This window comes from Amycolatopsis sp. NPDC059027 (assembly GCF_042739735.1).
Lineage (GTDB): Bacteria > Actinomycetota > Actinomycetes > Mycobacteriales > Pseudonocardiaceae > Amycolatopsis.
Genome location: NZ_JBHYIK010000062.1, coordinates 1 through 2,126 on the forward strand (window position 1 = coordinate 1; position 2,126 = coordinate 2,126).

The 2,126-nt window shown below is 70.5% G+C and carries 1 protein-coding gene; it reads right to left on the reverse strand.

Annotated elements, in window-relative coordinates:
• Positions 1-54: 54 nt before the first annotated feature.
• Positions 55-1,980 carry a peptidoglycan D,D-transpeptidase FtsI family protein gene (locus ACFWY9_RS33745; RefSeq protein ID WP_378324267.1) on the reverse strand — a complete coding sequence of 642 codons (1,926 nt, stop codon included), beginning with the start codon at positions 1,978-1,980 and terminating at the stop codon, positions 55-57.
• Positions 1,981-2,126 lie beyond the last annotated feature (146 nt).

A 2,126-nucleotide genomic window follows, 5' to 3' on the forward strand; every position in this document is an offset into this window, starting at 1 on the left:
CCTTACGGGCGTCGGACGCCCGTAAGGTGGCCTTAACGGCGCTTTGCCGTGCGCTCAGGGCAGGACCAGCGGGACGACCGGGGCGGGGCTGTCCGAGATCGGGATCTGGTACCGCTGGCCGAGGTACGACGCGATCGAGTGGAACAGCGGCCCGGCCGAGTGCCCGGCGGGCAGCGTCGTGTCGGGCGCGTCGAGCCGGATGCCCACCACGAACCGCGGGTGGTCGGCGGGCAGGATCCCGGCGAAGGTGATGTTGTTCAGCGTGTCGCTGTAGGCCTTCGTCTTCGGGTCGATCTGCTGGCCGGTGCCGGTCTTGCCGGAGACCTGGTACCCCTCGACGGCCGCGCTCGGCGCGGTGCCGACGTCCTGGCCCTTGCCCTTCTGCACCACGGCGCGCATCATGTCGCGCACCGTCTTCGCGGTCTGCGGGCTGACCACCTGGGCGGTCTTCGGCGCCGGTTCGGGCACGACCGTCCCGTCCGGACTGACCTTCGCCTTCACGATCCGCGGCTCGACGCGCAGCCCGTCGTTGGCGATCGCCTGGTACATCCCGGTCATCTGCAGGATCGTCATCGACAGGCCCTGGCCGATCGGCAGGTTGCCGAAGGTCGACGCGGACCACTGGCTGCGCGGCGGCACGTACCCGCCGCTCTCGCCGGGCAGGCCGATACCGGTCTTCTGGCCGATGCCGAACTTCTTCAGCATGTCGAGGTAGTGCTCCTCGCCGACCTTCTGCGCCAGCAGCAGCGTCCCGACGTTGGACGACTTCGCGAAGACCCCGGTCGTGGTGAACGTCTGCGTGCCGTGGGGCCACGCGTCGTTCACCGTGCGGTCGGCGACCTTCAGGCTGCCCGGGACCTGCAGGGTCGACTCCGGTGTGGCCACGTTCTCGTCGATCGCCGCGGTCGCGGTGACCACCTTGTTCACCGAACCGGGCTCGAACGGCGTGGTGACCGGCCGGTCGTTGAGGTTCTCCGGGTCCTGCAGCGTCGCCGGATCGTTGGGGTTGAACGTCTTCGCGTCGGCCAGCCCGTAGACCTCGCCGGTCTTCGCGTCCATCACCACGGCCTGGCCGCCCTTGGCGTGCGACTGCGCGACGTAGTCCGTCAGCTGCCGCTGCAGTTCGTACTGGACGTCCGAATCGAGGGTCAGCTCGAGGTTCGACCCGGGGATCGCGGCCTGGAGATCGCGTTCGGTACCGGGGATGACGACGTTGTCGTTGCCGTTCTGCGTGTTCACCATCCGGCGGCCCGGCGTGCCCGCGAGGTCGTCGTCGCGCGCGGCCTCCAGCCCGACGACCCCGTGGATGTTGTGCTTGGAGACGTCCGGGTCGTCCATGCGCCAGTTCGCCAGCCCGACGATGTTCGAGGCCAGCGAGTCACCCGGGTACTCCCGCTTGGCGCGCTTCTCCACCCCGATCCACGCGTACTTCTTGACGATGTCGGCGGCCACCGACGGCTCGATGTTGTTGACCAGGTAGGTGAACGCGTCGGGCTTGTGGAACAGCGTCAGCAGCTGCTGCTCGCTGATCACCCCTGGCAGTTTCGCCGAGATGTACTTCGCCGCGCCCGCGACCTCGTTCTCGAAGTTCCGTCCGCTGGCGGGGTTCTTCGCGGCGAACTCGTCCATCGACTTGTGCAGGGCCTTGAGGTTCACCGAAAGCGTGCGGGTTTCCGCGCTGAACGCGAGCTTCCCGCCGTTACGGTCCACAATGGACCCGCGCTGGGCCGGGATGTCGATGGTGAGGGTGCGCTGCCGCTCGGCGGCGGCCGACAGCGCGCCCGCCTCGAACCACTGCACCTGCACCAGCTTCGCGCCCGCGGCGATCATCACCGCGACCAGGATGATGCGCACCGCGGAGAACCGGCCGCGCTGCCCGCCGTTGCCGCGCTTGGCCACCGCGCGGCGCGTCCCGGCGGCGTAGGTCCGCCGGGCGCTGCCCGACGCGCGGGTGCGTGCCGGTCCCGGCCTGCCCGCCATCAGTGGCCTCCCTGCTCCGCCGGAGTCTCGGCGGGTGGCGCTGTCAGGTCACCCTCGGTCCGCGCCCCGCGCGGGGGCGCGGCCGCCGCGGCGGGGGGGGGGGCGTGCTGGGCCCCCCGCCGGGCGTAGTCGGCGATCTACGTGTC